At 67.6% G+C, this 24985-nt stretch carries 23 protein-coding genes; 12 read left to right on the forward strand and 11 right to left on the reverse strand.

Translation table 11 applies throughout. The features are described 5' to 3' along the window. Nucleotides 1–89 precede the first annotated feature (89 nt). Genes FVP77_RS17110 through FVP77_RS15870 form a run of 3 tightly spaced genes read left to right on the forward strand, consistent with a single transcriptional unit; the run spans nt 90 to nt 2179 of the window. Nucleotides 90–356, forward strand: coding sequence for a DapH/DapD/GlmU-related protein (locus tag FVP77_RS17110; protein WP_187266988.1), 267 nt, complete (start codon nt 90–92; stop codon nt 354–356). A gap of 28 nt (nt 357–384) precedes the next feature. Continuing rightward, entirely contained in the window at nt 385–1635 is a 1251-nt protein-coding gene (locus FVP77_RS15865) for a hypothetical protein (RefSeq protein WP_147895495.1), read from the forward strand. Nucleotides 1636–1642: 7 nt separating this feature from the next. Next, complete coding sequence (locus tag FVP77_RS15870; RefSeq protein WP_222707746.1) at nt 1643–2179, forward strand: acyltransferase; 537 nt, start codon at nt 1643–1645, stop codon at nt 2177–2179. Nucleotides 2180–2337: 158 nt separating this feature from the next. Here FVP77_RS15870 and FVP77_RS15875 read toward each other — a convergent pair whose 3' ends face one another. From FVP77_RS15875 to FVP77_RS15885, 3 genes are all read right to left on the reverse strand, one after another. Beyond that, nucleotides 2338–3873, reverse strand: coding sequence for a sugar transferase (locus FVP77_RS15875; protein ID WP_147895497.1), 1536 nt, complete (start codon nt 3871–3873; stop codon nt 2338–2340). A 166-nt stretch (nt 3874–4039) separates the two neighbouring features. Continuing rightward, the gene (locus FVP77_RS15880; RefSeq protein WP_484213819.1) at nt 4040–4876 is read right to left on the reverse strand and encodes a bestrophin-like domain; all 837 of its coding nucleotides are present in this window, start codon (nt 4874–4876) and stop codon (nt 4040–4042) included. Nucleotides 4877–5298: 422 nt separating this feature from the next. After that, a complete protein-coding gene (locus FVP77_RS15885) occupies nt 5299–6360 on the reverse strand; it encodes an acyltransferase family protein (protein ID WP_147895499.1) in 1062 nt (353 codons plus the stop codon). Nucleotides 6361–7112: 752 nt separating this feature from the next. On the opposite strand from FVP77_RS15885, the gene FVP77_RS15890 reads away from it, so the two are divergent. From FVP77_RS15890 to FVP77_RS15930, 9 genes are all read left to right on the forward strand, one after another. Continuing rightward, nucleotides 7113–8357, forward strand: coding sequence for an ROK family transcriptional regulator (locus FVP77_RS15890; RefSeq protein WP_222707747.1), 1245 nt, complete (start codon nt 7113–7115; stop codon nt 8355–8357). Next, nucleotides 8354–9301 carry a carbohydrate ABC transporter permease gene (locus FVP77_RS15895; RefSeq protein WP_147895500.1) on the forward strand — a complete coding sequence of 316 codons (948 nt, stop codon included), beginning with the start codon at nt 8354–8356 and terminating at the stop codon, nt 9299–9301. The genes FVP77_RS15890 and FVP77_RS15895 overlap by 4 nt, the downstream gene beginning before the upstream one ends. Then, complete coding sequence (locus tag FVP77_RS15900; protein ID WP_147895501.1) at nt 9294–10109, forward strand: carbohydrate ABC transporter permease; 816 nt, start codon at nt 9294–9296, stop codon at nt 10107–10109. Before FVP77_RS15895 ends, FVP77_RS15900 begins: the two co-directional genes overlap by 8 nt. A 42-nt stretch (nt 10110–10151) precedes the next feature. Next, nucleotides 10152–11399 carry an ABC transporter substrate-binding protein gene (locus FVP77_RS15905; RefSeq protein ID WP_147895502.1) on the forward strand — a complete coding sequence of 416 codons (1248 nt, stop codon included), beginning with the start codon at nt 10152–10154 and terminating at the stop codon, nt 11397–11399. Between the two features lie 73 nt (nt 11400–11472). After that, on the forward strand, nt 11473–12597 hold the full coding sequence (locus tag FVP77_RS15910) for a glycoside hydrolase family 15 protein (RefSeq protein ID WP_147895503.1): 1125 nt from the start codon (nt 11473–11475) through the stop codon (nt 12595–12597). Further along, the gene (locus FVP77_RS15915) at nt 12594–14828 is read left to right on the forward strand and encodes a glycoside hydrolase family 31 protein (protein WP_147895504.1); all 2235 of its coding nucleotides are present in this window, start codon (nt 12594–12596) and stop codon (nt 14826–14828) included. Before FVP77_RS15910 ends, FVP77_RS15915 begins: the two co-directional genes overlap by 4 nt. A 178-nt stretch (nt 14829–15006) precedes the next feature. Further along, nucleotides 15007–15411, forward strand: coding sequence for a YccF domain-containing protein (locus FVP77_RS15920; RefSeq protein ID WP_147895505.1), 405 nt, complete (start codon nt 15007–15009; stop codon nt 15409–15411). Nucleotides 15412–15536: 125 nt separating this feature from the next. After that, entirely contained in the window at nt 15537–15980 is a 444-nt protein-coding gene (locus tag FVP77_RS15925; RefSeq protein WP_147895506.1) for a hypothetical protein, read from the forward strand. An 8-nt stretch (nt 15981–15988) separates the two neighbouring features. Continuing rightward, nucleotides 15989–16690: a hypothetical protein gene (locus FVP77_RS15930; RefSeq protein WP_147895507.1), complete on the forward strand. Its 702-nt coding sequence runs from the start codon at nt 15989–15991 to the stop codon at nt 16688–16690. Between the two features lie 57 nt (nt 16691–16747). Here FVP77_RS15930 and FVP77_RS15935 read toward each other — a convergent pair whose 3' ends face one another. From FVP77_RS15935 to FVP77_RS15970, 8 genes are read right to left on the reverse strand one after another with little or no spacing between them, the layout of a single operon-like run. Then, complete coding sequence (locus FVP77_RS15935; RefSeq protein ID WP_147895508.1) at nt 16748–17404, reverse strand: bifunctional 4-hydroxy-2-oxoglutarate aldolase/2-dehydro-3-deoxy-phosphogluconate aldolase; 657 nt, start codon at nt 17402–17404, stop codon at nt 16748–16750. Nucleotides 17405–17448: 44 nt separating this feature from the next. Continuing rightward, nucleotides 17449–18393: a phosphotriesterase family protein gene (locus FVP77_RS15940; protein ID WP_147895509.1), complete on the reverse strand. Its 945-nt coding sequence runs from the start codon at nt 18391–18393 to the stop codon at nt 17449–17451. Further along, a complete protein-coding gene (locus FVP77_RS15945) occupies nt 18390–19877 on the reverse strand; it encodes a xylulokinase (RefSeq protein ID WP_187266989.1) in 1488 nt (495 codons plus the stop codon). The genes FVP77_RS15940 and FVP77_RS15945 overlap by 4 nt, the downstream gene beginning before the upstream one ends. Further along, nucleotides 19874–20689 (reverse strand): GntR family transcriptional regulator, encoded by an 816-nt coding sequence (locus FVP77_RS15950; protein ID WP_187266990.1) that lies wholly within the window; start codon nt 20687–20689, stop codon nt 19874–19876. The genes FVP77_RS15945 and FVP77_RS15950 overlap by 4 nt, the downstream gene beginning before the upstream one ends. After that, nucleotides 20686–21417 (reverse strand): creatininase family protein, encoded by a 732-nt coding sequence (locus FVP77_RS15955; RefSeq protein WP_147895512.1) that lies wholly within the window; start codon nt 21415–21417, stop codon nt 20686–20688. Before FVP77_RS15955 ends, FVP77_RS15950 begins: the two co-directional genes overlap by 4 nt. Beyond that, entirely contained in the window at nt 21414–22424 is a 1011-nt protein-coding gene (locus tag FVP77_RS15960; RefSeq protein WP_147895513.1) for an ABC transporter permease, read from the reverse strand. The genes FVP77_RS15955 and FVP77_RS15960 overlap by 4 nt, the downstream gene beginning before the upstream one ends. Further along, nucleotides 22421–23464 (reverse strand): ABC transporter permease, encoded by a 1044-nt coding sequence (locus FVP77_RS15965; RefSeq protein ID WP_187266991.1) that lies wholly within the window; start codon nt 23462–23464, stop codon nt 22421–22423. Before FVP77_RS15965 ends, FVP77_RS15960 begins: the two co-directional genes overlap by 4 nt. Beyond that, nucleotides 23457–24953, reverse strand: a complete 1497-nt coding sequence (locus tag FVP77_RS15970; protein ID WP_147895515.1) for a sugar ABC transporter ATP-binding protein — start codon at nt 24951–24953, stop codon at nt 23457–23459. The genes FVP77_RS15965 and FVP77_RS15970 overlap by 8 nt, the downstream gene beginning before the upstream one ends. Nucleotides 24954–24985 lie beyond the last annotated feature (32 nt).

Below are 24985 nucleotides of genomic sequence, written 5' to 3' on the forward strand. Positions count from 1 at the left end.
GTCAACTTGAAATCGGGAACCGTGCGTTAATAAATTCGGCAGCCTCCATACATGCGGCAAAGTTGGTTCGAATCGGCGATGATCTTCGCATGGCGGCTTTTTCAAGTATCTCCGACTCGGCGTTTCATGAAGTGGTCCCTGGTGAAGGTATTCGAATTGCGCCAGTTTGGATTGGCGACGACGTTTGGCTAGGGAGGGGTTCTATCGTTTTACCTGGTGTGAGCATAGGGTCCGGCAGTGTCGTCGGGGCGGGAGCGGTGGTCTCTCGCGATGTCCCGGAGTACTGCGTTGCAGTTGGCGTTCCTGCTAGAGCGATTCGCGACCTACCGCGCGATCGAGGGCGCACGCGTCGATGATCTTGAACTTTCCATGTGAGGACTCATCGTGAAAGGGTTCTCGTCTTTCGCGCTACTGCGCGTCTTCGCCCAGGTGTTGACCTTTGCCGCCGGTGTAATTGTCGTTCGCATCCTGCCGCCCGATCAGTACGCTCTCTATGCGATCGCCGCTGCTCTCATAGCCGCCATCACCGCTATATCGGCGACGGGTATTACTAGTAGGTTCATGGCGTTAGGCGCGGCGCTTGAGCGACCAAGCATGGAACTCGATCTACTCTATGGGGGCGCGCGTAGTGCCCGGCTCCGGCTTGTGACGGTCGTGTTGGTAGTGGCTTTGCCCTTCTTGGCCTATCTACTGATAAGTAACGGTGCTGATCCGCTCGCGGCAGTCGGCATACTCGTGCTTTGTGTCTTGAGCACCGTGCCGCTTCAGCAGTTTGGGCTCGCTAGCACCGAGTTGCAGCTTGAGAAACGTTTCGTGTTGATTGGTGCGATAGATGTTATCGCGAATGGTGTCCGCGCGCTGTCCGTTACTATCCTTTGGATACTCGGCGTTTCTAGCGCTGTGGTGCTGTTCTCCGTTACCGCGTTCGTGGCCTGGACGCAGGCAGTGCTGGGGTGGAGATCAGTTCGCCGGTACGTCCGCGCGCGTGTGGGCGTGGACCCCAGTTCCCGTCGAACGTTCGCTATAGCTGTGCGCCAATCATTGCCGGCGGTGCTGGTGATGGTTGCCAGTGAGCAATTAGTAACGCTTCTACTTACGCTTTCCGGTAATACTCTCGGGATAGCTCAGGTGGCCGCGTTGTCGCGCTACGCTCTCGCGTTCGCATTGGTCAACAATATTCTTGGAACCTGGGGTGCGTCTGCTCTGGCTCGAACAGTTGGTGGCCGAGGAACGGTGCTTCGGGCATCAGGGCGGTACCTCGCAGTCTACGGTGCTGCGTGTCTTGCATTCCTGTCTATTACGGTGATATTTAGTGGTCCGCTGTTGCACCTCCTCGGGGAGAGCTATGAGCAGTTGACTTTGGAGTTTGCGTTACTTATGGCTGGCGCCACGCTCACGAATTTTGCCGCATTTGGCATAGGGGCGATTAATCACGCCCGTGGCTATCTGTCGCTGAGCTGGGTGTACATACCATTCGTCGTTGCCTGGCTCGTAATCGGTATGACTTTTGTGGACACATCTAGCAGCCTGGGTGCCGCAATCCTGGCGGCTAGCCTTGCGGTTCCGACCTTGTTGGGTCAGCTTGCGCGCGCGATTTACGGTATCTGGAATCATACTCAAAGCGATGTGGAGTAGTTGTCCTGTGAAAGTCTACGTGTTCTCCTTGCTCATCTATTTCAATAATCATGTGTTGAATAAAATACCGAGCCGCCGTCTGCGTCTTTTTTGGTATCGGCGAGTGATGCGTTTTTCGATTGCTCGAGGGTCCTTCGTTCACCTTGGTGTCACATTCGATACGTGGAAAAACTTCTCGATGGGTTCGGGTAGTGTCATAAACGCTGGATGTCGTGTCGATAATCGAGCACTGATCACGATCGGGGCGTCCGTTTCCATCTCGCAGAATGTGACGCTTTTGACTGGAGATCACGATTTGTTCGACGTCGCCTTCGCTGGTCGCACACGTCCGATTAACATTCGGGACCATGTCTTTATCGGTACCAGTGCCATCGTGCTTCCAGGGATCACGTTGTCAGCTGCAAGTGCTGTGGCGGCCGGATCGTTGGTTGCAAAAGATGTGCCCGCTGGGCAGATCGTCGGAGGCGTGCCCGCGAAGCCGATCAGTGGGCTCCGTCCCTCGGGTCTAAACTACGACGCGTCGTATGGCCCACTTTTTCAATAGTCCTGCAACGCGATAATTGCGGATTGAGGCGCTCAACCGCTAGTCCCTAAGGTCCGTTCGCATGGCTGCGCTGCGGTCGTCCGTCTGAGGCCGGCTGTTCCCGCGCGCGAAGGTCGCCGTCCTGGCTAATTTCTTCGGAGGAAACGTGGACGCGACGCCTACGATGCGGTCTCGCCTGGTGCGAGCGCCGCGCGAGCTGTCTTCGTCAAGATGACGATATCGCCGAGGAACGTCCAATTCTCCACATAGGAAAGATCAAGGCGGACCGACTCTTCCCACGAGAGTGTGGAACGGCCGCTCACTTGCCAAAGGCCCGTGATCCCGGGCTTCGCCAGAAAGCGCCTATGTACGTGGTCGGCGTATTGCGCTACCTCGGTTGGCAGTGGTGGCCGTGGTCCGACCAGCGACATCGTGCCGCCGATGACGTTGAAAAGTTGGGGGAGCTCATCAAGGCTGAACTTACGCATGATCCGTCCAACAGGAGTGATGCGTGGGTCGTTCTTCATCTTGAAGAGAATCTCATTGCCAGCATCGCGCTGTTCACGTTGCAGTTGCTCCAGTAAATCCTCGGCGTTGGTCACCATGGAGCGGAATTTGATCATCGTGAATTCCTTGCCGCGAAGTCCGATGCGGGTCTGGCGGAAGAACACCGGTCCCTGGCTCGTGAGCCGGACGGTTATTGCGAGGATTGCGAGTAGGGGGCTGATGAGTATCACGCCAACGAGAGACGCCGTCAGGTCAAGCGAGCGTTTGACGAAGAGCTGCCCTTTAGTGAATCGCGGCGTCTCGACATGGATGAGGGGAAGTCCAGACACTGGACGCATGTGTATGCGAGGGCCAGCAATGTCGACGATACTGGGTGCCAGAACGAGGTGCTGCTTCCCAGCTTCGAGGTTCCACGAGATCTCTTTGACTTTGTCCGGTGGTAGTTCGTCGGTGCTGGTTACGGCGACCGTGTCCGCGCCTGTCGCCTGAATGGCTCGGCCGACGGCCGACACCGAACCCATGATCGGGATTGCCGTGCCAGGAATAGTTCCGGCCACGCGGCCAGATGGTACACACGCCCCGACCACCTGATATCCCGAGCCGGGGGAGCGATGAAGCTCACGTGCGATTTGCGCCACGGATGATTCCGACCCGACCAAGAGAACCCGCGCTGCGTACTCTCCGTTGCGCCGCTTCGTGCCGAGCCACTGGCGCCACAGCCACCGTTCCGCTAGGAGGACGAGTATCCCTACCGGCAAAGCAATCAAGAGGAATCCGCGAGCGACATCAATGCGGAACAGGAACGCGATGATCGCGATCACGCCGAAGAGTCGAAAGCTGGATGTCGCGATCCGGACGTACTCGGTCGATCCACTTCCGATTACGCGATAACCACGCGAGTCGACGAAGGTGAGGGTGTACATCCACGCTGCGATGAGGATGACGGAGAACGTCCAGTATGAGAACTCGTTGATCCGCGCGTCCTCGCGAATTGCGACCGCAACGTTGCCGAGCCCGATCCAGGCGATCTGTGTGCCTAGGACGACCCACACCAGAACTAGCAGGTCGCTCACCCAGAGCATGCGGGCATACCGTTTGCGCCAGTTGAACTTGGGTGTCGGCGGGACGCTCGGCGTGGGAGCGGACGGAACGGGCGTTATCGGCTCAGCGAGAGTGTCGCTCAGCTCGTCGGAACGGTTGGAACTCATCTGAATGGCTCGCTGCGACGCCGGTGTCGCGTCGACCCGAAGGTGCGACGTCACAGTTGTGCGATCCCTTTCCCCTGAAGAATCTCCCCGTGGGGAACGGTATCACCCGTTTGTGTCGGCCGTATAACACTTGTCGTAACGACGGGTTGCGGACGGTCGGGGATGCTCAGGGCACTTGAATGAAGAGCCCGTCGATGAGGTCTTGGAAGTAGATCGGCTCGACGGCGACCGGTCCCGCATAGGCATGGTCGAAGCCTGCCACCGCGTACAGCAGCAACGAAACGAACAGGGCGATCAGCCCGGCCATTAGCAGATGTATCCGCAGGTTGGTGACCTGGATCAGGCCGATGAGCACGGCGTTCAACACCGCGCCGACGGCTAGCACGATCCACAGCACCCCCGGCAGGGCGAGGCTCGTCAGCGCGAGACGTTGGCGCCGTTCAGCGACGAAGTCGTTGAAGACGACGAGCGTCTGCGCCTGCAGTGTCGTCTCGGTCGTCGTCGTCGGTTCGAGCGAGAGAATCGCGTCCTGGATGATCCCGACTTCAGCATCGGTCGTCTCGGGCACGATCAGTCGCTGCTGCAAGGGCCAGTCAAGTTCGACGACCTTCTCCGTGTAATCGATGAGCGCGGCCTGCAGCTCCGACGACACCGGCTCGGGGAACTGGTCGGCGCTGCGGTACATCACCGCAATCGACGAAGACTCCGACAACACGGCGTCGTCGACCTCGACGAGGTTGCCGTAGGCGCCGGCCGCGATGAGCCCGAGCGTGACCCCGTAGAACACTCCGTAGGCGCCTACGGCGTACCCGAGCACGCGGTCCCACTCGATGTCTTCCTGTGCCATTCTGCGCACCCAGCGCCGGAGCAGCAGAAGGATGCCGAGTGATCCGCCGACGACTACGAGGACAAAGAGGGGCAGCCCGACCGCTATCGGCAGGTCATACAGCCACATGAGCGTTCTCCACGTGAGCAGTCTGGCGGAACTCCGCTGGCTGAGCATCCCACCGTCGTCGGCGATGCTAGTTGTGCCACAGGCGCTGATGGGGTCACGACCGCTATTACGCAGCCTGCAGGGTGGGCTGGAGCTGACCTCTTGCTCGTAGGCCCCTCCGCGAAGCCGGTGTGAACCGCCGGCCGTGGCGAGAAGCCGGCGCGGCCGACCCGGGTCGCACCGGGGCTTCGTCACCTGACAGCGTGTGGGCGGTTCGTTGAGACCACCGGGCGCTCCCTCCACGAGAGGCGCAGGTGGGGGAATCCTCGATGTGCCTCACCAGCGCGAGGAACTTGATGGTCGGGTCTGACGTATTTGGCCGTCAGCCCCACTCCGGGGCGAGATGGAGGCATTCGTCGGCGAGGCATCCGCACTGAAGGCGCACCACTTCTACTGCGTGTGAACAGCCCGCCGCGGTTTGGGAGGGTGAACTAGCTGGGTGACCGCAGGCGCGCCTCCTGCTCGCCCATCTCGCGTCGACTCCTAGCTGCGGAGCCGAATCTCCGAGCTAGGAGATGGCTGGGTCTCTCGACCATCCAGTAAAAAACAATCGTCCCGAGAGTCGTCGCTAGACCATAAATGACGAATGAACCAATATCTCCCAGTACCAGTACGTTCGCTAGCGCGGTCAGGGCGAGTGTGTGCACGAGGTAGAGCGAGTAGCTCGCTGCGCCGCCGCGGTCCAGGAGGCGGACGCTGCGATTCGTACGTTCGGCATAGTATTTCGCCTCAAAGCCGAGCCAGATAGTTGTCGGAAGGGCGAGTACGGTCAACAGGTAGACATTCGAGGCGCCCACCCCCACGTAAGGCTCACCGTGGAATTTGATGGCGCGGAAGATCACCGAGAGAGCAAAAATTGCGACCCGCATCGCCCACATTGCGGCGGGAGTGAGTACCCGGAATCGTTCACGGCGTTCTGCCAGGGCGCAGCCTGCTAGCCACGCCGGAAGCCCGAGCAGGAAGGTGAAGTAGCCGAACACTACGTAGTCCTCGCCGCTCGACTCCACGACGGGCCAACCGGCGATTCCCAGAGCGGCGGCGACCCCGAATGCGACGAAGGTCTGGTTGAGGAATGACACGCGGAGCCGACGGAGGGCGGGATACATCGTGTAATAGATCAGCTCGCAGATTACGCTCCACAGAACGGTATTGTTCCAGTCCCAGTCGGTAACCGGCCGGCCGAACGCGAACGAGAGGATCATGAAGATAACCAGCGGGGGGATTATGCGGGTGTATCGCCGTGCGGCGAACTCTCCCCAGAAGAATTTTCGTCCGGACGTGTAGGGCAGGTGGATCACAAACCCGCTGAGGACGAAGAACACGATGACGGCCGCTGGTCCATTAAAAGCGTTTCCGAGAAGAGCGTCCACGAAGTTCGCAGCGGTCGAGCCGAGGGCTGGCGTCAGTGATTCCGTGAAATCGAACGGAAAATGGCCGAGGGCCACAATTGCGGCGCAGATGATCCGGATAGCGTCCAGTCCGTAGATGCGCAAAGCGTCCCCCTCCTGCCGGTACTTGAGTAACTATGGCAGAGTCGATGTTTCGTGCAGGTGAAGTGTCGCGGAACTAAGTTGGTGGACTACAGGCCCTGGTTAGCACCATCCGACCAGCTGCAGGTCACGTCGACGGAGGCTCAAACAGCCTCGTAGATCTGAAATATTCGGGCGGCGTGCGGTTCATTACTGACGCGGCGGTAGCGGTGCGCCTTGACCGAGCGGTGTTCATAGTGGGCGTGCACTTCGCAGGGGGATGGCTCGCACGAGCGAGGCGCGCCTGTTGCGGGGATCCCGCGCGCGGAGGCGTGATCGCGGAATGCGCACCGTGCTCACCTTCTTCTAGCTCGCGCTGTCAGGCCGTCTGGCTTGCGTGCGGGCTCAGCGCGCTGTGCCAAGCGTCACCGCCGGTCACTGGCTGGAGTCGGTCACCAGCTTGACGAGTGCGGCCACGCCGATGGTGTGCCGGTGTCGATGCCCCGACAGGCGCCTACCGTCACCGAGGCGGTGCTGCGCGCCGTCGCCTGGCTGATCTGCGTCGTGCTCGCGGCGCCGCTCTCATGGGCGGTCCTGGCGCCGTCTTCTTCGTTGAGGGTGAGATCGCGCGGTGTCGTCAGGGAGCGCTTCGCGTCTGACGTGAGCTCGATCTTTATTCACTTCTATACCCATTTGGCCGCAAGGTCCCGAATATTGCTTGACGGAGTGCGGGAATCCGCCCTACTCTTCATTCAGTCCTGAACAAAGGGGTTCCCTTGGCCCAGTCCACTGCACGCGCCGACGTCATGCGTTCGGCCGTTCTCGCTCACATCGGGGCGAGCGGCCCGACGTCTCGCGCCGACCTCGCCCGCGAGCTCGGCGTCTCACCCGCGCTCATCACGCAGCACACCCGGCAGCTCATCGCCGACGGTCTGCTCGTCGAGCTCGAGCACAGCCCCTCGCAGGGCGGACGCCCCGCGCGTCTCCTCGGGCTCGTCGCCGACGCGGGCCGTGCCATCGGGGTGAAGATCGTCGCCGACCACATCACCGCGGTCGAGGTCGGCATCGACGGCGCCGTCGTCCGCTCGGCGACCGAGCCCTTCGACGCCGCGGCCGGCACCGCCGTCACGCGCCTCGGCGAGGTGCTGCGCGGCTTCATCGCCGGGGGCGGCGAGGCGCCCCTGCTCGGCATCGGTGTGGGGGTTCCCGGCAACGTCGACGAGCAGGCCGTCGGCACCGTCGACTCCACCCAGCTGGGCTGGCTGCGGGTTCCTCTCGGCGAGGCGCTGCGGCGAGAGCTCGACCTGCCCGTGCTCGTGGAGAACAACGTCAACGCCCTCGCGATCGCCGAGGCCCTGCACGGCCAGGCTCGGGGGCACGAAAACGTGCTGGTCATCACGATCGGAACGGGCGTCGGCGCGGGCCTGCTCAGCGACAGCCGCGTGCTGCGCGGTCGCAGCGGCGGCGCGGGCGAGATCGGGCACACCCCCGTCGAGGAAGACGGACCCCTCTGCCAGTGCGGTGGCCACGGCTGCCTCGAAGCGCTCATCGGCCAGAGTGCGCTCGTCGCTCAGGCGCGCGAGCGCGGCCTCATCTCGGCAGACGCCGGCATCGCTGTGCTGCGCGGTCTCGCCGACGCGGGCGACGAAGGAGCGCAGCAGCTCTTCTCGCGCGCGGGCCACCTGCTCGGGCGCGTGCTCGCCGGGGTGGTCAACCTGGTCGATCCCGAGATCGTGATCGTGCTGGGCGAGGGCGTGGAGGCATGGAGCCACTGGTCGTTCGGCTTCGAACCCGCCTTCCGTGCGGGCCTCATCCCCCGCAACCGCGCCGTGCCCGTCGCCGTCGAGACCTGGCAGGACGACCGGTGGGCGCAGGGCGCGGCATCGCTCGTGCTCTCCACCCCGTTCGACGCGCAGGGCCAGTCGGGGGAGCAGGGGCGCCTCGTACGCGAGCGCCTGGCGGTCTCACGCACGGCGTCACCCGACGCTGCGGTAACCGGCCCCGAGGCGGCGAAGGAATGACGCTCACCTACCGGCCCGTTCCGGCCACCGAGGGCCGCGAGGCGATCGAGAACCCTCCCGTGCGTCGCCGCCGCAAGAAGGGGCGCTACGCGCTCACGGTGCTCGTCTTCCTGCTGCCGAGCGCCCTGCCGCTCGCCTTCTTCACGATCTACCCGATGTTCGGGGCCCTCTGGACGAGCTTCCACAAGTGGAACCTGCTCGCGCCCATGCAGTGGGTCGGCTTCGACAACTACGTCTCGCTCGCACAAGACCCCACGACGCAGCGGGCGTTCTTCAACACCTTCTACTACCTCGCCGGCTACCTGCCGCTGGTCTACGTCGGCGGACTCGCCCTCGCCCTCGCGCTCAACGCGCGCATCAAGGGGCGCAACATCCTCCGAGGCGTCTACTTCCTGCCGGTCGTCACGAGCTGGATCGTCGTCGCCCTCGTGTGGCGGTGGCTGCTCAACCCCTCGGTCGGCATCGTCAACGCCACGCTCGGCGTCTTCGGCATCGAAGGACCGGGGTGGTGGACCGACCCTGCCTGGGCCATGCCGTCGATCATCATCGCCTCGGCCTGGAAAGACCTCGGCTTCGTCATGATCATCCTGCTCGCCGGGCTCCAGGCGATCCCGCAGGAGATGTACGAGGCGGCGAAGGTCGACGGCGCCGGCGCGTGGCGGCGGTTGTTCAACGTCACCCTCCCGCTCCTGTCGCCCTCGACGTTCTTCGTCGTCGTCATCTCGCTCATCAACGGGTTCCAGGTCTTCGACCAGGTGTACGCGATGACCGGAGGCGGACCCGCGGGGGCGAGCACCGTCGTGGTGCAGCAGATCTTCGACCTGACCTTCCGCTACGGCGCCGCGGGCGAAGCATCCGCCCTCTCGTGGATGCTCTTCGTTCTCGTGCTCGGAGTGACCGTCGTGCAGATCATCGGCCAGAAGAGGTGGGTCACCTATGCGTGAGAAGACTCAGCGCATCGCGCTCACGGGCGTGCTCATCATCGGGGCGCTCATCATGTTCTTCCCGTTCCTGTGGACGCTGACGACGTCGCTCTCGCCCGGCGCGGGCCTCGACGCAACGCCGCAGCTCATCCCCGAGAACCCCTCGTTCTCGGCCTACCAGACGCTGTTCGCCGAGCTGCCGTTCGCCCGCATCATCGCGAACTCGCTCGGACTCGCGGTCGTCACGGCGCTGCTGCAGATCGTCACGAGCGCGCTCGCGGCCTACGCGTTCAGCCGTCTGCCGTTCCGCGGACGCGGCGTCGTCTTCGCGCTGTACCTGGCGACGATGATGATCCCCATCCAGGTGCTGATCGTGCCGCTGTTCGTGCAGATGCGCGACCTCGGTCTCGTCGACACCTACCTGGGCGTGCTGCTGCCGAGCGTCGCCAACGCGTTCGGGGTGTTCCTGCTACGTCAGGCGATGAACGCAGTGCCGCGCGAGCTCGACGAAGCGGCCACCCTCGACGGCGCCGGGCACTTCCGCATCTTCGGCACCGTGGTGCTGCCCCTCGTCGGCCCGTCGATCGCGACGCTCGCTGTGTTCGCGTTCATGAACAGCTGGAACAGCTTCCTCTGGCCGCTCATCATCCTGCGATCGAGCGAGCTGCAGACCCTTCCGCTCGCGCTCGCCGGTCTGCAGGGGCAGTACACCACCCAGTGGGACGTAATGATGGCGGGCTCCGTCGTCAGCATCCTGCCCATGCTCGCCATCTACCTGTTCGCTCAGCGCTTCGTCATTCAGGGCGTCGCCTCGAGCGGCATCAAATGACCCGCACCTCACCCGCAATTCACCATCGAAGGAGATAACCCCATGGCTCACACAGCACGCCTGGTCGGAGTCGGCATCGTCGCCGTCGCCGGTCTCGCCCTCGCAGGATGCTCCGGCGGCGGAACGCCCGCCGGAGACGGACCCATCACCATCACGTACACGAACTTCACCTCGAACGGAGGCAACGAAGAGAACCTGCAGAAGATCGTCGACGCCTTCGAGGCCGAGAACGACAACGTCACGGTCGAGGTCACGACGCTGCCCTACGCCGACTACTTCACGGCGCTGCAGACCGACCTCGCCGGCGGCACGGTGTCGGACGTCTTCGACATCGAGTTCGCGAACTACGCCGCGTACCAGGAGAGCGGCGTGCTCGCGCCGATCGAGGGCGTCGACACCAGCGTCTACCAGTCGACCCTCGCCGACGCGTACGCGACCGACGGCACGCAGTACGCGCTGCCGAGCTCGTTCTCGAACGTCGTGCTGTTCTACAACGCCGACCTCTTCGACGCCGCCGGCATCGAGTACCCGACGTCGGAGTGGACCTGGGAAGACGAGCAGGCCGCCGCCGAGAAGTTGACGGATGCTGCAGCCGGCGTCTGGGGCGACTACCAGCCCATCAGCTACAACGAGTTCTACAAGACCGTCGCGCAGGCCGGCGGCGAGTTCCTGAGCGCAGACGGCTCGTCGGTCGAGTTCAACTCGCCCGAGGGCGTCGCCGCGGCGCAGTGGCTCATCGGCAAGAGCGGCACGACGATGCCGACGGCCGAGCAGGGAGCGGGCACGCCCGACTTCGACAGCACGCTGTTCACCGACGGCAAGCTCGGCATGTGGCACACCGGCATCTGGATGTTCGGCACCCTCGCCGACACCGCCTTCACCTGGGACGTCGCCGTCGAGCCGGGAGACACCCAGCACGCGAGCGCCCTGTTCTCCAACGGCGTCGCCATCTCGGCGGGTTCGAAGAACGTCGAGGCGGCCACCGCGTTCGCCGAGTTCCTCACGAGCTCGCAGACGACCGTCGACGTGCGGCTCGACGCGGGCTGGGAGCTCCCGCCCATCGCCGACCAGGCAGCCCTCGCGCCGTACCTCGAGAAGACGCCGCCGACGAACCGTCAGGCCGTGTTCGACTCGCTCGAAGAGGTCGCTCTCGCTCCGTCGATCGGTGAGGGCCAGGCCGAGATGCAGGACATCGTCACGGAGGAGCTGACCGAGGCAGCCGCCGGTCGCAAGACCGTCGAGCAGGCACTGGCCGACGCCGAAGAGCGCGTCGCACCGCTGCTCGGCTGACGCGTCAGACACAACCGATGCGGGGCGGGCCGACGCCCGCCCCGCATCCCTTGCCTCGATCGGAACAGGATCCATGACCACCACCCCTCGCGTCGACCTCGACGCGCTTCTCGACCGTTCTCGCGCCGTCATCACGACGCTGCAGCAGCCGAACGGCGCGTACCCCGCGTCGCCGACGTTCTCGGCCTACCGGGGGTACTGCTGGCTGCGCGACGGCGCGTTCATCGCCGACGGCGCATCGGCCGCCGGCGAGGTCGCGTCGGCGTCGGCCTTCTTCGACTGGTGCGCGATGGTCGTCGAGCGTCACGGCTCGCGCATCGACGAGATCGTGGCGGCGGCCGCCGCAGGCGCCCCGCTGCCCGACGATCGGATGCTGCCTGCACGCTTCACCTTCGACGGATCGCTCGGCGACGACGACTGGTGGGACTTCCAGTTGGACGGCTACGGCACGTGGCTGTGGGCTGCGGCCGAGCACGCCGCGCGGCACGGCGTCGACGTGGGCCGGTGGTCGGCCGCGGCCGCACTCACCATCGACTACCTGCTGAGCTCGTGGCAGCGCCCGTGCTTCGACTGGTGGGAGGAGCACAGCGAAGAGGTGCACGTGTCGACCCTCGGATGCGTCGCCGCGGGCCTCGCCGCCGCGGCCGACTCGGGACTCGTCTCGGGCGACCGGGCGCTGCGGGCCCGCGCGGGCGCCGAGCGGGTGCGAGCGCGTATCGAGCAGTCGGGCGTGGTCGACGGGCACCTGGTGAAGTGGTTCGGATCGACGGCCGTCGACGCCAGCCTCAGCGCCCTCATCGCGCCGCTCGGCGTGATCGACGCGAGCTCCGACCTGGGCGCGGCGACACTGCGGGCGGTCTCGGCAGATCTCGAGGTCGACGGCGGGGTGCACCGCTTCCTCGCCGACACCTTCTACGGCGGCGGCCGGTGGCCGTTGCTGTCGTGCTTCCTCGGGCTCGCCTACGCCGCATCCGGCGACCGCGACTCGGCGCAGCGGCTGCTCGACTGGGCTGCCTCGACCGCGACCGACGAGGGGACACTTCCCGAACAGGTCGCGGGGCACCTTCTCTCTCCCGAACACCAGCAGGAGTGGATCGACCGGTGGGGGCCGGTCGCGAACCCGCTGCTGTGGAGCCACGCCATGGTGCTGCGTCTCGCCGCCGAGCTCGGCACGAACCGCGGGGAGGTGGCCGCGTGATCCGGCACCGCCCGTCGGGTTCGGGCCACCCGTACTCCGACGACACCGAGCAGCGCTCGCCTGTGCAGCCGGTGGCCGGTGAGCCGCTGCGGATCGGCGCCCGCACCTCTGCCGACGTGGACGCCGTCACCCTCGAGTTGCGCATCGACCAAGGCGCCGTGCGGGAGGTGCCCCTCGACCGCGTCGCGCGGTCGTCGCGCGGGCAGGCCGTCGACGGCGGGCACCTCGCGTCGGCCCAGGCGCGCACCGCCCGATCGGCCGGCGGCTGGGAGGTCGTGCTCGACGCCCCCGAGGCGGGCAGCGCGATCGAGTACCGACTCGTCGCGCTCGCGGACGACCGTCCGCAGGCGACCCGATGGTTCCGCACCCGCTCGGCGGGGTGGCGGCCCGCGTCGGACGGCGAGCTGCAGGTCGACGGCTCGGCGGTCGAGGTCGACCCGGCGGGTGTCGCCGTGCTCGACGACGGCGAGCGGATCCACCGCATCCGCTTCTCGCTCCCGCTGCAGCCCGGTGAGCACGTCACCGGTTTCGGCGAACGCTACGACGCGCTCGACCACCGCGGCGAGACACTCGACTCGGTCGTGTTCGAGCAGTACAAGAGCCAGGGCGAGCACCGACGCACCTACCTGCCCATGCCGTTCGCGCACGTCATCGGCGGCGAGGGGTGGGGATTCCACGTGCGCACCTCGCGACGCGTGTGGTTCGACGTCGGGCGCTCGCGCGACGACCGGCTGGCCGTGGAGGCCGAGGTCGATGCTGCGCCGGGGGAGCGCAGCATCCTGAGCCTCGGCCTCTACGCCGGCCCTCCGACCGCCGTGCTCGAGGCGTTCGTCGCGGAGACCGGGCGCCCCGAGGCCCTACCCGACTGGGTCTTCGGGCTGTGGGCGAGCGGCAACGAGTGGAACACGCAGGCCGAGGTCGAGCGGCAGATGGCGCTGCACCGGGAGCACCGCATCCCGGTGCGCAACGTCGTGATCGAAGCGTGGAGCGACGAGAAGACGTTCACCATCTTCCGCGACGCGGAGTGCACCGTGCGCGAAGACGGCGCCCCGATGCGGTTGGGCGACTTCACCTTCCCCGCCGAGGGTGCGTGGCCCGACCCGAAGGGGATGGTCGACGACCTGCACGCGCACGACGTTCGCGTGCACCTGTGGCAGATCCCGCTCATGAAGCTGCGTCCGCATCCCACCGGACAGGCCGCCGCCGACGCGCGCGCCGCGATCGAGGCCGGGGTGCTCATCCGCGAGACCGCGCCGGGCGGCGAGCTGCGCCCGTACCGCAACCGCGGGTGGTGGTTCCCGCTGTCGCTGATGCCCGATCTGACCGACGAGCGCGCGGCCGAGTGGTGGACCGAGAAGCGCCGCTACCTCGTCGAAGAGATCGGCATCGACGGGTTCAAGACCGACGGCGGCGAGCACGCGTGGGGAGAAGGCCTCGTGTACCTCGACGGGTCGACCGGCGCCGAGTCGAACAACCGCTTCCCCGTGGCCTACGCGGCCGCCTACGGCAAGCTGCTCGCCTCGGCGGGGAAGGCACCGGTGACGTTCAGCCGCGCCGGCTTCACGGGCTCGGGGGCGCACGGCGCGTTCTGGGCCGGCGACGAGAACTCGACGTGGGACGCCTTGCGGTGGTCGATGCTCGCCGGGCTCTCGGCCAGCTCGTGCGGGATCGTCTACTGGGGATGGGACATCGCGGGTTTCTCGGGACCGATCCCCGACCCCGAGCTGTACGTCCGGGCGATGGCGGCGAGCGTGTTCGTGCCGATCATGCAGTACCACTCCGAGTTCAATCACCACCGGCTGCCCTCCAACGACCGCACCCCGTGGAACATCGCCGAACGCTTCGACGACCCCGCCGTGATCGACGAGGTGCGTGCGCTCGTCGAGCTGCGCGAGCGGCTCGTTCCCTACCTCGCGGCCTCCGCCGAGAGGGCGGTTTCAGCATCCGTTCCTCTCATGCGTCCGCTCTGCTTCGACCACCCGCTCGACGAGCGCGTCTGGGACAAGCCGGTGCAGTGGATGCTGGGCGACGCGCTGCTCGTCGCGCCCGTGCTCGAGCCCGGTGCCGTCTCGTGGCCGGTGTACCTGCCGGCGGGCGAATGGATCGAGGCCCGCACCGGTGCCCGATTCGACGGCGGCCGGGTGGTGGACGTCGACGTCGTGGAGCGCGCGAGCGTGCCCGTGTTCGTCGCGTCGCAGCACTGGGAGGGCGTGCGCGAGCTGTTCGGGTAGGTGCGGTGGGGGGTCGGGAGCGCGGGGGCCGTGTCCCACTTCGGACGGTTACCAGGTCGGTATTCGGGTGGGAAGTGGGACATGGTCGCGCATGCGGCGACTCGACGCGGGCGGGGGCGAGGGCGAGGAGTGATGCAAGCCCTCTCGCGCGGGGGGCGCGAGGGGGCATGATCGAGGCATGCGCACCATACTCAACGTTCTCTGGCTCGTGCTGTCGGGGTTCTGGCTGTTTCTCGGATACGTGCTCGCCGGCGTCATCCTGTGCGTGCTGATCGTGACGATCCCCTGGGGGATCGCGTCGTTCCGCATCGCTGGCTACGTGCTGTGGCCGTTCGGCCGCGACGTGATCGAGAAGCCGACGTCGGGTGTCTTCTCGGCGATCGGCAACGTGATCTGGGTGATCCTCGCCGGCTGGTGGCTCGCGCTCGGGCACATCATCTCGGGGCTCGCGCTGTGCATCACGATCATCGGCATCCCGCTGGGCATCGCGAACTTCAAGCTCGTGTCGGTGTCGCTCACCCCGCTGGGCAAGCAGATCGTCGACTCGCGGCGCGGCACCTTCGACAAGGCGATCAAGCGGTAGAGCGGCGCCGGGCGCTTCGACAGGCTCAGCGACCGGGGGCGAGCGGGGTGTCAAGCCCCGGGGGCGAAGTGGCTCCGCGGAGGTGCGTCGATAGGGTCGAAACGTCCGCATCTGAGGAGAGAATCATGCGTCTGCGCCCTGTCACCCTTGTCGTCACCGCGGGTGCCGCCCTGTCTCTGCTGGTCGGCTGCTCGTCCGCCGAGGTCGAAGTCTCGCCGGTCACCCCCGCCGCCGAAGAGTCGCAGGCATCCGACTCCAGCACGTTCTGCACCGACTACTCCGACGTCGGAGGCACGCTCGCGACGCCCAGCAACTTCCAGATCGGGCTGCCCGCCGAGCAGACGATCGCCGACCTCAGCGAGCGCATCGCGGTGTTCGACGCCGTCACTGCGCCCGACGAGATCGCGACCGAGTGGCAGACCACCCGCGATCTCTACGCCGAGAGCGTCGAGATCGCCGAGCAGACCACCCCGAGCGAGCCCGTCATGGACTCACGCGTGATCGAGATCATCGGCGAGCTCGACGAGCCCACGGGCGTCATCCGCGACTTCCTCGACGCCGAGTGCTGAGGCCGGCGATGACGGCCCGCCGTCGCTCCGGCCTCGCAGGCCTCGCGTTCGCGGGCGTGCTGGCCCTCGCGCTCGCCGGCTGCGCCGGGGGTGAGACATCCGCGACGCCGGATGCTGCAGCATCCGCGACCCTCGACCCCTCGGCCGCGAGCGAGGCCGACCGCCTCTCGGCGGAGGAGCTGACCGCCCTCTTCGACAAGCTGCAGTTCCCGCCCGGGGAATACGACACCAGCGCCGAGCTGCTGAGCTCGATCTACCCGGGCCTGACCGTGTCCGATCCCTCGTGCCTCGCGCCCTTCGGCGCCGGCTGGGAGTCGGCGGTCGCCGACGACGACACGGCCGCGGAGATGGCGACCAGCAACGACCGTTCGATGACCGCCGTGGTCGTCAGCTCGGCCGACCCCGATCAGGCCGCCACCCTGTTCGCCGACGCGGAAGAGGCGCTCGCGACATGCGCCGACGGCAGCCAGTCGTTCGAGCTGTCGGGCGTTCCCGTCGATCTGCAGCTCGAGACCACTCCCACGACCGTGACCGGCACCGACGAGGCCGTCTCGTGGCGGGCGACCGGCGAGGTCGCCGGCTCTCCGTTCAGGCTCGTCGGCATAACGGCCGTACACGAAGGCACGGCGATCGCGCTCGTCGGGTGGGACCCCGCGACCAGCGCGGATTACGTGCCCGCCGCGACCCAGATGTTCATCGACGGGTTCTGAGCGGACGCTTCGACAAGCTCAGCGACCGGATGGGGTCGGCTCCGCCACCGGGGCGGGTCAGCGGCTGAGCGGTGCCTCTCGGGCGGTGCGCAGCGCCTGGAGGAAGTGGCGGGCGTTCGCGCGGATCGTCTCGGCATCGCCGTCGCGCACGGCGGCGGCGGGCAGCAGCTCGCTTCCCGCGCCGACGGCCACGGCACCGGCGGCGAGCCAGTCGCCCAGGTTCTCGGCGTTCACACCCCCGGTGGGGATGTACGTGACGTCGGGGAACGGGCCGCGCAGCGCCTTGAGCGCCGCCGGTCCGCCGATGCTGCCGGGGAAGAACTTCACCACGTCGACGCCGATCTTGCGGAGGCGCTGCACCTCGGTGGGGGTGTATCCGCCGATCATCGACAGCGCGCCCGACGCCATGATCGCGGGCGTCACCTCGTCGTCGAATCCGGGGGAGACGAGGAACACCGCCCCGGCGGACCGCGCCTCCTCGACCTGCGCGACCGTGGTCAGAGTTCCGGCGCCGAGCAGCACGCGGTCGCCGAACCGTTCGGCGACGCCGGCGATGACCGCCCCCGCATCCGGAGTCGTGTACGTGACCTCGATCGCGACGAGGCCCTCCTCGACCAGGGCGTCGACGGCACGGTAGGCGGCATCGGCGCTCGGGGCGCGCAGGGTCGCGATGACACCGGCGTCGGAGATGGCGGGCAGGGAGGCGTGGGGCATGACGGTTCCGTTCGGGGTGGTGCGGGAGCGGGAGGGAGCGCGACTCAGTACGGCTCGCCGAAGGTGAAGTAGCGCTTCGGGTTCTCGACGAAGAACAGGCGCACCAGTTCGTCGATGTCGGCCTGCGAGTAGTGGCGCTGGGCGAGCTCGTCGCGGAAGCGGGGCAGCCATGCTCCGGCGATGTAGTGCAGGCCCGGGCCGCCGGTGTACGCGGTGAGGTCGGTGCGACGTGCGAGATCGCCGCCGATGAGGATGCGGTCGGCGTGACCGGCTTCGACGACGTCGAGGATCACGTGGATGCGCGTGCTCTCGGGGAAGTACTTGATCTTCGCGAACCCGTCGTAGCAGAGGTAGGTGCCGCGCTTGGCGATCTGCTTGTGCAGGTACGGGTCGGGGTTGCGCATCAGGTGCACGATGCCGACCCGGTTGAGGTCGACGCCCTCCTCCTCGAGCATGTCGAGCTGGGTGATCGCCATCGTGCCCGTCTCGGTGTGACCGTGCAGCACGGCGCCGGTCTGGCGGTGGGCGCGGGCGGCGGCGCGCAGCACGCGATCCTCGGCGGGCGTCACCCGGTTGTAGCTCGTGCCGTACTTGATGGCACCGGCGCGCACTGTGGTGCCGTTCATGCCGGTGGTCACGTCGGCCACGATCTGCGCCTGCAGCTGTTCGATCGAGTGGTCGGCGAGCAGGTCGTCGAACCACTCGCCCTTGTTGAACCCACCGCACGCGATGATCTGCAGCCCGGTCTCCTCCGAGATGCGACGCAGGTCTTCGGGCTGACGCGAGTAATCCCAGGCCGATGCCTCGTACAGGCTCTTCACGCCGACATCGAGGGCCGCCTGGGCCTCGATCTTCGCCATGGCGGGGTCGAGGATGACGAGATCTTCGTCGACCCGCTTGTGCACGGGAGGTGCGCCGAGCAGGTGCTCGTGCGAGTAGGTGAAGCCGAGGTCGTCGGAGTGGATGTCTCCGGTGACTGTGCGGATCATGATGCTGCTTTCTGTGACGGGGGATGAGGGGTATGGGGCTGCCGCTCGAGCTCGAGGAGCGAACGGCGCACGGTGCGGAACCGGTCGTGGCGTCGACGCCACGCGGCGGCGAAGGCGGGCCGGGGGAGCACCGGATGCTCGGCGCGGGGCGAGCGCACGCGATGGCCGACGGCGGCCCACCCGAGCTGCGCGGCACCCACCGCCGCGAGGTCGGCCTGGGCGACCACGCGCACGGGCAGCCCGGTGACATCGGCGATGATCTGCGGCCACGCGGCGACGTTCGTCCCCCCGCCGCACGCGGTGATGTGGCGGTACGGGGTGGTGCGGTCGCGTTCGAGCCGCTCGATCAGATCGGCGAGGTCGAAGGCGATCGCCTCGAGAGCCGCCGACACCATCCGCGGCGAGCTCGTCGTCGGCGTGATGCCGATCACCGCCCCGGTCGCGCGCTCGTCGAAATCGGGGCTGCCCGTGCCGGCGAGGTAGGGCAGGAAGCACAGCGGGTCATCGGGGTCGGGGTCGGCCGGTGCCTCGGCGATGGCTGCTGCTCCGACGGTGGCCCGCAGCCAGTTCAGGGCGAGTCCGCCGGTCAGCAGCGAGGCCAGCGCGAAGCGCGTGCCGTCGACGGCCGGATGCTGCGTGAAGGCGCCGTCGGCGGAACTCGACTCCGCGGCGGGATCGATGGCGGCCATCATCACGGCGGACGTACCGAGGGCCACGGCCACCTCGTCGCCGTCGATGCCGCCCAACCCCTCGAGCGTGGCGGCCACGTCTCCCGCGCCGGTCGCGACCGGCACCCCGGCCGACAGACCGAAAGCGGCCGCTCCGCCCTTGTGGACGGTGCCGGCGGTCGAGGAGCTGGAGAGCAGGGCGGGGAAGAGGTGACGCGGAAGCCCGACCGCGGCGATGAGCTCGTCGTCCCACTCGCCGTCGGCGCGCAGGAGCAGGGCGTTCCATGCATCGGTCTGGTCGGTGGCGATCTGGCCGGTGAGCGTCGCGCGCAGATAGTCCTTCGCCGAGAGATAGGCGCGGGCCTTCGCGAGGGTCTCGGGGTGGCGCGACTGCCACCACAGCAGACTCGACAGCGAGAACACCGCGCTCGGCCGATTGCCCGACTGGCGCAGCATCCGTTCCCTGATCCCGTCGTCGAGCGCGCGCAGTTCGTCTGCGCCGCGTCGGTCGGCGAGCAGCAGTGCGGGGGCCACCGGATCGAGAGCGTCGTCGACGAGCACGACGGCGCTCATGTTGCCGCTCACGCCGACGGCCGAGACCCGACCGAGGTCGATCGATGCGCCGAGCTCGGCCACCGCCTCGCGGGCCGAGGCGATCCATACCGCGGGGTCGACCTGCACGCCGTCCGAGGCGGGATCGATACCGTGATGCGCGCTCGCCACCGCGACGACGGCTCCCTCGGCGTCGAGCAGCAGCGCTTTCGTGCTGGTCGTGCCGAGGTCGATGCCCAGACTGAGCGCGGTCGTCGCGCTCACGGAGCCTCGGCGATCTGCGCGAGGCTGCGATGGCGGTGCGCGTCGATGTGCAGTGATACCGCGAAGATCTCTCCGCGCACGTACGAGATGGAGTACTCCACCGCCCGCTGGTCGTGCAGATAGGCGGTGCGGGTCACCCGCATGACGGGAGTGTGGCGCGGAACGGCCAGGAGGTTCGCGGTCTCGGTGAGGGCGGATGCCGCGGTCCACTGCTCGTCGGCCGAGCACGGGCGACCGGGCGACCCCTCGATCTTCTCGAGCTGCTCGTACAGCGATCCCTGCTCGATCGCCGAACGGGTGAGCGTCGGCACGAGCGCGCAGGGAAGCCACGAGGTGAGGTGCACGACCGGGTCGCCGTCGCTGACGATCAGGCGCTCGACGCGCCAGACGTCGTCGCCGGCGACCAGCCCGAGGGTCGCGGCGATCTCGCTCGGCGCCCCGATGACCTCGAGCGTGATGACCTGCTCGCGGGTCTGCCGGCCCGCCGCGCGCAGGTCTTCGCTGAACGAGGGGAGGATGCCGGGGCGGTTCGACCGGATGGCGCGGCTCGAATCGGCGACGAACGTGCCCCGACCCTGACGGCGGATGACCAGCCCCCGCTGCTCGAGGTCGCGGAGGGCCTGGGTGGCCGTGGCCCGACTCACCGACAACCGCTGCACGATCTCGAACTCCGACGGCAACCGCACGCCGGGACGCTGATCGAGGATGACGGCCGCCAGCTGGTCGGCGATCTGACGGTACCGGCTCACGTGCGAGTCGGTGTCGAGGTCGCGCAGCACGTCGGCGCCGAGCGCCTCTTCGTCGTCTCTCACTTCTGCGCCTCTTTCCATGCCGTGATCAGGCGCACGGCGGTCGCCATCACGTGGTCGACGATGCGCCGACCCTTCTCGGCCGTCGCGGCCGTCGCGTCGCCGAACACGCCCGTCTCGCTGATCGTGTCCCACCGCACGGGGGCGACGTCGAAGTGCGCCGGGTAGTCGGGGTACTCGGTGACCGCGCGATCCATGCGCACCACGTCGTCGCGCAGCGCCAGCATGATCGAGGTCTCGAGTTCGTCGGCGTGCATGATCGCGGGGTGGCTGCGCGGGCTCTCGGCCACGGCGGCGGCCACCTCGGCCAGCCCCGGGTAGGTGAGTGCGATCGCCGGCAGGCCACCGCGCTCCTCGAGGGCGCGCGTCGCGGCCTTCATCGCAGCCGCGTTGCCCAGGTGCGCCGAGAACAGCACGAGGCCTCGCACGCCGTTGCGGGCGAGGCCGTCGGCCAGCTCGACGATCAGCGACACGAGCGTGCCGTCGCTGATCGACAGGCTGCCGTCGAAGTGCTCGAGCGACCACACCTGGCCGTAGGGCAGCACGGGCAGTTCGATCAGTCCCGCCTCATCGGCGAGCCTCGTCGAGAACGCCTCCGCGGCGAACGCATCGGTGCCCACGGGCAGGTGCGGGCCGTGCTCCTCGACCGCGCCGAGGCACAGCAGCGCCCACGGCTGCTTCTCGACCGCGCCCGCCACCTCGGGCCAGGTGAGGTCGGCCCACCGGGTCATCGCGCACCTCGCCGCGCCGACAGGCGACCGTTGATCAGCAGCATCCCGATCAGCACACCACCGTTGACGATGAACTGCACGGGGGAGGGGATGTTGAAGGAGTTGAGCACCGTGGTGAGGAAGGCCAGTGCCGCGACGCCGGCGAACGTGCCCACCATGCCGCCGGTGCCCCCGGCGAGGGCGGCCCCGCCGATGACCGCGGCGACGACGGAGTTGAGCGCGTAGCTGTCTCCGGCGGTGAGCGAGGGCGATCCCGAGTAGGCGATCAACAGGATGCCGGCCATCGCCGCCAGGGTTCCCGAGGCGGTGTAGGCGACGAGGGTGTGGCGGCGCACCGGCACGCCCGACAGCCACGACGCGCGGGGGTTCGCCCCGACGGCCTTGAACCGACGGCCGGCCACGGTGCCCGTGAGGATGAGTCCGACGATCACGAGCAGCACGATCCAGATCACGAGCGAGGCCGAGAAGGGGGTGCCGAACAGGCGCCCGTCGGCCAGCACGCGCAGTTCGTCGGGAACGATGCCGCGCGGCTGGCCGCGGGTGACCAGGGCGTTCACGCCCCCGATGATCGTCGCCGTCGCGAGCGTGCCGAGCAGCGGGGGGATGCGGGTGAAGGCGAGCAGCACGCCGTTGACGAGGCCGATCGCGGCACCCATCAGCACGACGAGCGGCACGGTCGTGGCCAGGCTCGCGCCGGGAGCCGCGGAGAGCACCGCGGTCAGGATCGCGGCGGAGTTCATCACCGGGCCGACCGAGAGATCGAGGCCGCGGTTGATGATGACGATGGTCTGCGCGATGGCGACGACACCCAGCGGTGCCGCGTTGGAGAGGATGCGCAGCAGACGGTCGGGGTTGAACCCGTCGGAGGTGCTCACTCCCAGCAGGATCAGACAGGCGAACGTGAGCCCGTAGGCGACCCACAGCGAGGTGGGAATGCGCCCGAGCGCCGAGCCGAACCCGGAACGGGGCCGATCCGTGCGGAGCGGCGGCGAGTCGAGGGCGGTCATCGCGCGGGCTCCGATCGGGTCTGGGCGGGTGAAGCATCCTTGTCTTTCGGCCTCAACCGCCACGGGATCTTCAGCCCCCGATCGGCGAGGCCGTACACGCCCATCGCAGCGATGAGCAGAACGCCCTTGAAGATCGTCTGGTAGTACGTGTCGGTGCCGGTCAGCGTGATCACCTGACCCACCACGGCGATGATGACCGCGGCGGGAAGGATGCTGAGGAGCGAGCCGATACCGCCGGTGATGACGATACCGGCGACGAGCACGGTGGCGATCGAGTCGATCACCGAACTGGCTCCGACGAGTGCGTCGGCCGTGTACGTGCGCGAGGCGATCGCCATGCCCCCGAGGGAGGCGAAGACGCCCGAGAGGCCGTAGACGAGCAGCGCCGAGCGACGCACCGGGAAGCCCAGGCGCGTCGCGATGCGCTGGTCGTAGCCCACGGCCTGCACGTACCGGCCGGCGCGGCTCTGACCCATCCACGCCCAGGCGGCGATGAGGACGACGAGCGCGATCAGCGCGAACAGGGGGACCGCGCCGAGGCTCGTTCCGAGCACGGTCAGGAGCGGCAGCGGGATGCCTGCGCCCGGGGTCGACTGCAGCAGCAGGGCGAAACCCTGCACGACGCCGGATGCGGCGAACGTCATCAGCAGCGGGTTGATGCCCGCGATGACGCCCGCACCGTTGGCAAGACCGACGACGAGGCCGGCGACCAGCACGAGTGGGACGGCGACCGCGGCTCCACCGGGGAGCACCGGGCTCAACGAGAGCACGACGGTGGCGAGCCCGGCGATGGCGCCGACGCTCAGGTCGATGCCGCCCCACATGACGACGATCCCCTGACCCACCGCGATGAGCACGATCGGGGCGAGCGACGCCAGCAGCGAGTTGACGCTGACGGTGCTGCGGAAGGCCGGGAGGGCGATCGAGGCGACGACGATCACGGCGAGGGCGAGGATCCACAAGAACTTCGCGCGCGACAGCGCACGCAGCGAGGTGGTCGAGAGGGCCTGCGGACGGAAGGCTCTGGTGGCGCTAGACAACGGCGGTTCCTCCGGTGGCGAGGTGCATGACGGCGGTCTCGGTGGCGGTGCGGGAATCGAGGCGGCCGGTGATGCGGCCGGAGTACATGACGTACACCTCGTCGCTCAGCCCGAGGATCTCCTGCAGGTCGGTCGAGACGAGCAGCACGGCGACGCCGCGCTCGGTGAGCTCGCGGATGCTCTGGTAGATCTGGGCGCGCGAGCCGACGTCGACGCCGCGCGTGGGGTCGTTGAGCACGAGGACCTCGAGGCCGTCGTCGACGAGCCAGCGGCCGATGAGCACCTTCTGCTGGTTGCCGCCCGACAGCTCGACGATCGGTTGGGTGAGCGCGGCGTGCTTGACCGCGAGATGCGAGACCACGCGCTGCACGACCTGGCGGGCGCGGCGCGGGCTGACGATGCCGGAGGGGAAGAGGCGGGGCATGGCTGCCAGCAGGGCGTTGGCCGAGATGGACTGGTCGAGCAGCAGGCCGTCGAGTCGCCGGTCGGGGGCGACGTAGCCGATCCCGGAACGCACCGCCTGACGCGGGGAGCGCAGACGCACCGGTCGTCCGGCGCGGCGGAGGGTTCCGCTCGTGGGGGTGCGCACGCCGGCGACCACCTCGGCGACCTCCGACTGGCCGTGACCCTCGAGTCCTGCGATCGCGGTGATCGATCCGGCGGTGACGCGGAGGTCGACGGAGGAGAGGCTCCCCTCGAGCGACACGTCGACCAGTTCGACGGCGGCGGGCTCGGCCGACCGCCCCGCATCCTGGTCGTCATCGCGTGCGTCACGCGACGGGTAGAGGTCGCTCGCCTCGCGGCCCACCATCGACGCGACCAGCTGATCGCGGGTGCGGTCGGCCAGGGGGCCTTCATCGACCTGCCTGCCGTCGCGCATGACGAGCACGCGGTCGCAGAGCTCGAACAGCTCGTCCATGCGGTGCGAGACGAACACGACGGCGGCCCCCGCTGCGCTGAGACGGCGGACGGCGGCGAAGAGCAGCTCGACCTGCGGATTCTCGAGCGACGAGGTCGGCTCGTCGAGGATCAGGAGCGTCGGCGGCACGGCGATGGCCTTGGCGACCTCGAGCAGCTGGCGCTGCCCGACGGTGAGATCGCCGACCGTCGCGTCCACGTCGATGTCGACGCCCAGACCCGCGAGGGTGGAGCGGGCGAACTCGCGCTTCGCCCGCTCCGACCGGTGGGTGGTGTCACCGTCGCCGAGAGACAGGTTCTCGGCGACGGTGAGGTTGGCGAACAGGCTCAGTTCCTGATGCACCATCGACACCGCGCGGCCGCCCTCGGGAGGGTCGGCGATCGTGATCGATCCGGTGTCGGGGGAGAGCAGGCCCGAGAGCATGTTCATGAGGGTGGACTTGCCGGCACCGTTCTCGCCGACGAGGGCGAGGATCTCTCCGCGGTTCAGCGTCACATCGACATCGACCACGGCGCGGGTCGCGCCGAACGACTTCGACACGTGTTGGCACGTCAGGGCGGGCTGAGACACGGAGAGTTCCTCGTTTCGTGGGGGAGAGCGGC

Origin of the sequence: Microbacterium hatanonis (assembly GCF_008017415.1) — a bacterium.
GTDB classification, from domain to species: domain Bacteria; phylum Actinomycetota; class Actinomycetes; order Actinomycetales; family Microbacteriaceae; genus Microbacterium; species Microbacterium hatanonis.

Coding starts and splice junctions, on each gene's coding strand:
- FVP77_RS17110 (WP_187266988.1), top strand. CDS start 90: ATGGCGGCTTTTTCAAGTATCTCCGACTCGGCGTTTCATGAAGTGGTC.
- FVP77_RS15875 (WP_147895497.1), bottom strand. CDS start 3,873: ATGAGTTCCAACCGTTCCGACGAGCTGAGCGACACTCTCGCTGAGCCG.
- FVP77_RS15880 (WP_484213819.1), bottom strand. CDS start 4,876: ATGCTCAGCCAGCGGAGTTCCGCCAGACTGCTCACGTGGAGAACGCTC.
- FVP77_RS15895 (WP_147895500.1), top strand. CDS start 8,354: ATGACGCTCACCTACCGGCCCGTTCCGGCCACCGAGGGCCGCGAGGCG.
- FVP77_RS15900 (WP_147895501.1), top strand. CDS start 9,294: ATGCGTGAGAAGACTCAGCGCATCGCGCTCACGGGCGTGCTCATCATC.
- FVP77_RS15905 (WP_147895502.1), top strand. CDS start 10,152: ATGGCTCACACAGCACGCCTGGTCGGAGTCGGCATCGTCGCCGTCGCC.
- FVP77_RS15910 (WP_147895503.1), top strand. CDS start 11,473: ATGACCACCACCCCTCGCGTCGACCTCGACGCGCTTCTCGACCGTTCT.
- FVP77_RS15920 (WP_147895505.1), top strand. CDS start 15,007: ATGCGCACCATACTCAACGTTCTCTGGCTCGTGCTGTCGGGGTTCTGG.
- FVP77_RS15925 (WP_147895506.1), top strand. CDS start 15,537: ATGCGTCTGCGCCCTGTCACCCTTGTCGTCACCGCGGGTGCCGCCCTG.
- FVP77_RS15930 (WP_147895507.1), top strand. CDS start 15,989: ATGACGGCCCGCCGTCGCTCCGGCCTCGCAGGCCTCGCGTTCGCGGGC.
- FVP77_RS15935 (WP_147895508.1), bottom strand. CDS start 17,404: ATGCCCCACGCCTCCCTGCCCGCCATCTCCGACGCCGGTGTCATCGCG.
- FVP77_RS15940 (WP_147895509.1), bottom strand. CDS start 18,393: ATGATCCGCACAGTCACCGGAGACATCCACTCCGACGACCTCGGCTTC.
- FVP77_RS15955 (WP_147895512.1), bottom strand. CDS start 21,417: ATGACCCGGTGGGCCGACCTCACCTGGCCCGAGGTGGCGGGCGCGGTC.
- FVP77_RS15960 (WP_147895513.1), bottom strand. CDS start 22,424: ATGACCGCCCTCGACTCGCCGCCGCTCCGCACGGATCGGCCCCGTTCC.